The sequence below is a fragment of the Lamprobacter sp. genome, from assembly GCF_034860625.1.
Lineage (GTDB): Bacteria > Pseudomonadota > Gammaproteobacteria > Chromatiales > Chromatiaceae > Lamprobacter.
Genome location: NZ_JAYESN010000214.1, coordinates 1 through 5,336, shown reverse-complemented (window position 1 = coordinate 5,336; position 5,336 = coordinate 1). Strand labels below are relative to the sequence as shown.

Sequence of the window (5,336 nt, the reverse complement as noted above, 5' to 3'; positions counted from 1 at the left end):
AACGCTGCTTGGTCCGCGGGTGGCCTGGATCTTGGTGTTCCCGCTGGCGTACCTGTTCTTTGCGGTGCCGTTTGGCGATTTCCTGATTGAGCCGATGATGGGCTATACCGCCCATCTCTCGGTGTTGCTGCTCAAGCTGACTGGCGTTCCGGTCTACATGGATGGCTATTACATAAGTATTCCAGAAGCGGATTTCGTTGTTGTCGAGGCCTGTAGCGGAGTGCGTTATTTAATTGCCTCAGTCGCGCTCGGGTTGGTTTATGCCTATCTCAACTATGACAGCCTTTGGCGTCGTCTTGCGTTCATGGTCTTGGCCGTCGTTTTGCCGATCCTGGCAAATGTCTTGAGGGTCTATACAATCATCATGACCGCTCATGTTACGAATGGGCAGATCACACTTGCCGGTCATGGCCACATCGTCGTCGGTTGGGTGTTTTTCGGTGTGGTGATGTTCTTGATGTTTTGGCTGGGCTCGTTTTGGGCCGATCGACACGGCCTCTCTGGCGACCGCACTGCGGATAGGGAAGCGATGGCCCTGCTGGCGCCTTCCCTCCCGGTTAATGCTGCGAACTTGGCGCTGACCCTGCTTGCCTTGGTGGCGATGCTCGGTTCCGCCCGGGGCGCTGAAGTGCTGCTCCAGCATAACGCTCAAAAAATAACGCTTGAGGCTGCGATCTCGCTGCCGAGGACGTTGCCGGGCTGGCAGGGCCCGGTTGACGTCTCAGCTACCTGGCAGCCCGCTTATGTTGATGCCGATGCCGAACTGGCCGGCCTCTATCGCAATCATGCCGGGGAGGTTGAACTCCACCTTCGGCATTATCGAAATCGAGGCCGAGGCACCGAGCTGGTCTCATGGCGCAACCAGATTCAGGAACGCGATGAGGTCTGGCGTCATTCCAACGAAACGACTCGGCAGGTGAGCGGCGTCGACGGTCGAGATCAGATGGTGAAGGAGGTATTACTGCGCGGCCCCAGTGGTCGCCAGCGTCTGATTTGGTATTGGTACCAGCTTGGCGATCGCGTGACGATTGATCGCGTCGAGGTCAAGCTTCGTGAACTGCTAATGTTGTTAACCGGCGATGGTCGTGGCGCCTTCTTGGTGGCGCTCAGCAGCGAGGGAAATGAGCTCACGCTAGACGCATCGCGGCAACGCCTTAAAGACTTCTTGCGCGTGTTGCCGCAGCCATTGGGTTATCTCGATAACGATGGCTGAATCGCGCCAAGCTCGAACGCCTCCGCTCATCATCCACATCATCCATCGACTTGATGTTGGTGGTCTAGAGAATGGACTGGTCAACCTGATCAACCAGATGCCGGCGGATGTTTACCGACATGCGATCATCTGCATGACTGACTACACCGCGTTCAGCGAGCGCATTCAGCGCGATGATATCGGGCTTTACGCGCTGCATAAGCGCGAGGGCAAGGATCTCGGGGTGCATGTCCGGCTCTGGCGCCTACTCCGGCGGTTGCGGCCTGACATCGTCCATACCCGCAATCTGGCAACCCTGGAAACACAGGTCACAGCGGCATTGGTTGGCATCGGGGCTCGAGTTCATGGTGAACACGGCTGGGATGTCGGTGACACCGACGGCACGAATCTGCGCCATCGTCGCTTGCGGCAACTGGTACGGCCCTTTGTAGGCCAGTACATCGCGTTGTCACGGCATCAGATGGGCTACCTCAATGACTGTATTGGCGTACCGCCCGCTCGGCTCAATCACATCTACAACGGCGTTGATACCCGGCGTTTTCATCCGCCAGCCACGAGCGACGATCGACGCGCGATGCTGCCAGCGGATTTTGTGCGTTCGCTGCTAACGTCGGATAGGTCGTTGCCTGCGGCCCCGCAGGTGCTGATCATCGGCGCCGTCATGCGCATGCAGGTCGTTAAGGCACCCTTAGAGCTAGCGCGGGCCTTCGTGCATCTGCGCGACCTATTGCCGGATGCGTTTTCGCGTTTGCGCTTGCTATTGGTTGGAGAGGGCACCTTGCGTGACGCTGCAGTAGACATCCTGGCAGAGGCCGGCGTGGCCGATCAGGCCTGGCTCCCCGGCGCCCGCGACGATGTGCCCGAGTTGATGCGCGCAATGGACCTGTTCGTGGTGCCCTCGCTGGCTGAGGGCATCTGTAATACCATTCTCGAGGCCATGGCGACTGGGTTGCCGGTGATCGCCACCGACGTTGGCGGTAATCCAGACCTGGTGCAGCCCGGCATCACCGGCAGCCTGGTACCAGCGGCTGATCCCATCGCACTGGCCGAAACCATTGCGCGCTATGCCTCTGATCCCGAGCGCTGCCAGCGTGAAGGCCAGGCCGCCCGCGCCCGCGCCGAGCGCGACTTTAGTCTAACGGCCATGGTGCAGGGCTATCTGCGCGTCTACGACAAGGCGCTGGGCCAAACGCCCTTGGCCCGCGACTAGGAGAAACTTCAGGCATGTGCGGCATTACTGGCATCTTCGATCTGCGCGAGCATCGCCCGATCAATCGCGCGCTGCTCGAAGCCATGAACCAGACCCAATTCCATCGCGGCCCGGACGAGGGCGGCGTGCATCTAGAGCCTGGGGTTGGGCTGGCGCACCGCCGGCTATCGATCATCGACCTCTCCAGCGGCCAACAGCCCCTGTTCAACGAGGACGAGACCGTCGTCGTCACCTACAACGGCGAGATCTACAACTTCCCGGAGCTGACCAAGGAACTGCAGCAGGCGGGTCACCAGTTTCGCACCCACTGCGACACCGAGGTCATCGTCCATGCCTGGGAGGAGTGGGGCGAGGCCTGCGTCGATCGCTTCCGCGGCATGTTTGCTTTTGGCCTCTGGGATCGCAACCGCCAGACCCTGTTCCTGGCCCGCGACCGGCTCGGCATCAAGCCGCTCTATTACAGCCTGCTGCCCAATGACCAGTTCATCTTCGCCTCCGAGCTCAAGGCGCTGATGGCCCATCCTGATCTACCACGCGAATTGGACGCGCAGGCGATCGAAGACTATTTCGCCTACGGCTATGTGCCCGAACCGCGCAGCATCTTTCGCTCGGTGCAGAAGTTGCCGCCGGCGCATCTGCTTAATCTGCGCCATGGCCAGCGCGACTTGCCAGCGCCACGGGCCTACTGGGATGTACCGTTCAGTGCGTTGCCTCGAATCGATGAAGCCGAAGCCGCTGAAGCATTGGTCGACTGCCTGCGCGAGGCGGTCAAGATCCGCCAGATCGCCGAGGTGCCGCTCGGCGCCTTCCTCTCCGGTGGCGTCGATTCCAGCGCAGTGGTCGCCATGATGGCCGGTCTCTCGCCCGACCCAGTCCGCACCTGTTCAATCGCCTTCGCCGACCCGGCCTATGACGAGTCGCGCTATGCCCAGCAAGTGGCGCAGCGCTACCAGACCGATCATTATCAAGAACAGGTCGACAGCGACGATTTCGCCCTCCTAGATCGGTTAGGAGACCTCTACGACGAGCCCTTCGCCGATAGCTCCGCACTGCCGACCTACCGCGTCTGCGAGCTAGCCCGACGCAAGGTGGTGGTCGCGCTGTCCGGCGACGGCGGCGATGAGAATCTCGCTGGTTACCGACGTTACCGGCATCATCAAGCCGAGGAACGATTGCGCCGACCATTACCTTTAGGCCTACGCCGGCCCCTGTTTGGAGCCCTGGGACATTGGTATCCGAAAGCCGATTGGGCACCACGAATCTTCCGGGCCAAGACCACCTTTCAGGCTCTGGCACGCGATTCCGTTGAAGGTTATTTTCAGGGCGTGTCTATCCTGCGCGATGAACTGCGCTCGAAGCTGTTCTCGCCAAATTTCCGACGTGAGCTGCAGGGCTATAACGCCGTCGAGGTGCTGCGCCAACACGCCGCAAGCGCACCGACAGATCACCCGCTATCACTCGTGCAATATCTCGACATGAAGACCTATCTGCCCGGTGACATCCTGACCAAGGTCGACCGTGCCAGCATGGCCCATGCGCTGGAAGTGCGCGTACCCATTCTTGATCATCGGCTTGTCGAATGGATCTCAGGTCTGCCGCCCGATCTCAAGCTGCGTGGAGGCGAGGGGAAATATCTGTTCAAAAAGGCGATGGAGCCCTACTTGCCCAACGATATCCTCTATCGACGCAAGAAAGGCTTCGCCGTTCCTGTCTCGGAATGGTTTAGAGGGCCTTTGCGCGATTCGCTGCGGGAGAAGGTCTTGGGGCAACGTATGGTGGACGTCGGCTTGTTTGACATGGACTATCTGAATCAGCTCGTCAAGCAGCATACCACTGGCCAGCGCGATCATAGTGCACCACTCTGGTCGTTGATCATGTTCGATGCCTTTCTTAGCAGGTAAACATGTTTAAACTAAAACCGATTAATGGTGCTATCCGTGTTGTTAAAGCGATTTTGACGAATCAAGTCGCCCGTTTCGCTCCGGATCTTTACATCCGTCTAACCGGGCAAACAGGCCGAGGTAGCGAGCCTGAGACTGCAAAAGAGGTGGCAGTTTATTTTCGTCAGTGCTTTGATGACTATTTTCAACGCATTGGTGTTGAAAAAGAGCATATTAGCGCATGGCTCGCGGGTAAGCGGCTGCTTGAATATGGTCCAGGGGATGTGCCCGGGGTGGGATTGCTGATGCTGGCCCATGGGGCCGATAAAGTCATCTGCGTTGATCGCTTTCGCTTGTCGCAGCCTAACCAAAAACAAGTTGCAATCCTTCAGGCTCTTTTGGAAGAGCTCGATGATGACGCACGCCGACGTGCAGCAGGCTGTTTTGAAAAGGAAAATGAACCGCAATCTGGCCTTCGTCGGGATCGCTTAGACTATTTGGTGACAGCGAATGGACTCTCCGGTCTAGAGAACGAGATTGATCTCATCTATTCGCGCGCGGTGCTCGAGCATGTCAATGATCTGGATGCGACATTTGCGGATATGGCGCGTGCCCTCCGTCCAGGTGCCATCGCCATTCACGAAGTAGATCTGAAAAGCCACGGATTACACCGCGATAATCCACTTGATTTTTTAACCTGGCCAGTCTGGCTCTGGGATTTGATGTATTCTGAAAAAGGTGTTCCCAATCGTTGGCGTATTGATCGTTATCGACAGGCAATTGATCAGGTCGGACTGAAGGCAAAGTTGCTCGAACCGACGATGCTTGCGAATACGGGTGATATCAAAGAGGTACGCCCACACCTTGCTACGCCATTTCGTCATCTTGAAGATGACGCCTTAGCTTGGCTAAGTTTCTGGCTTGTTGCGCAAAAATGAAGATCCTGCACGTTCTGGACCATTCCATCCCGCTACACAGCGGCTATACCTTTCGCACAGCGGCGATCCTTCGTGAGCAACGTCGTCTCGGCTGG

Annotated in this window: 4 protein-coding genes; all 4 read left to right on the top strand. The window is 58.1% G+C overall.

All coding sequences use genetic code 11. The features are described from left to right. The coding region (gene xrtA / locus VBE63_RS24315) for an exosortase A (protein WP_323685598.1) at positions 1 to 1,213 on the top strand (1,213 nt) is incomplete at its 5' end. Between the two features lie 28 nt (positions 1,214 to 1,241). Further along, complete coding sequence (locus VBE63_RS24310) at positions 1,242 to 2,423, top strand: TIGR03088 family PEP-CTERM/XrtA system glycosyltransferase (protein ID WP_323685599.1); 1,182 nt, start codon at positions 1,242 to 1,244, stop codon at positions 2,421 to 2,423. 14 nt (positions 2,424 to 2,437) lie between these two features. Further along, positions 2,438 to 4,324 (top strand): XrtA/PEP-CTERM system amidotransferase, encoded by a 1,887-nt coding sequence (locus tag VBE63_RS24305; RefSeq protein WP_323685597.1) that lies wholly within the window; start codon positions 2,438 to 2,440, stop codon positions 4,322 to 4,324. Between the two features lie 2 nt (positions 4,325 to 4,326). Beyond that, positions 4,327 to 5,241, top strand: coding sequence for a class I SAM-dependent methyltransferase (locus VBE63_RS24300; protein WP_323685596.1), 915 nt, complete (start codon positions 4,327 to 4,329; stop codon positions 5,239 to 5,241). Positions 5,242 to 5,336: the final 95 nt, after the last annotated feature.

Coding starts and splice junctions, on each gene's coding strand:
- VBE63_RS24305 (WP_323685597.1), top strand. CDS start 2,438: ATGTGCGGCATTACTGGCATCTTCGATCTGCGCGAGCATCGCCCGATC.
- VBE63_RS24300 (WP_323685596.1), top strand. CDS start 4,327: ATGTTTAAACTAAAACCGATTAATGGTGCTATCCGTGTTGTTAAAGCG.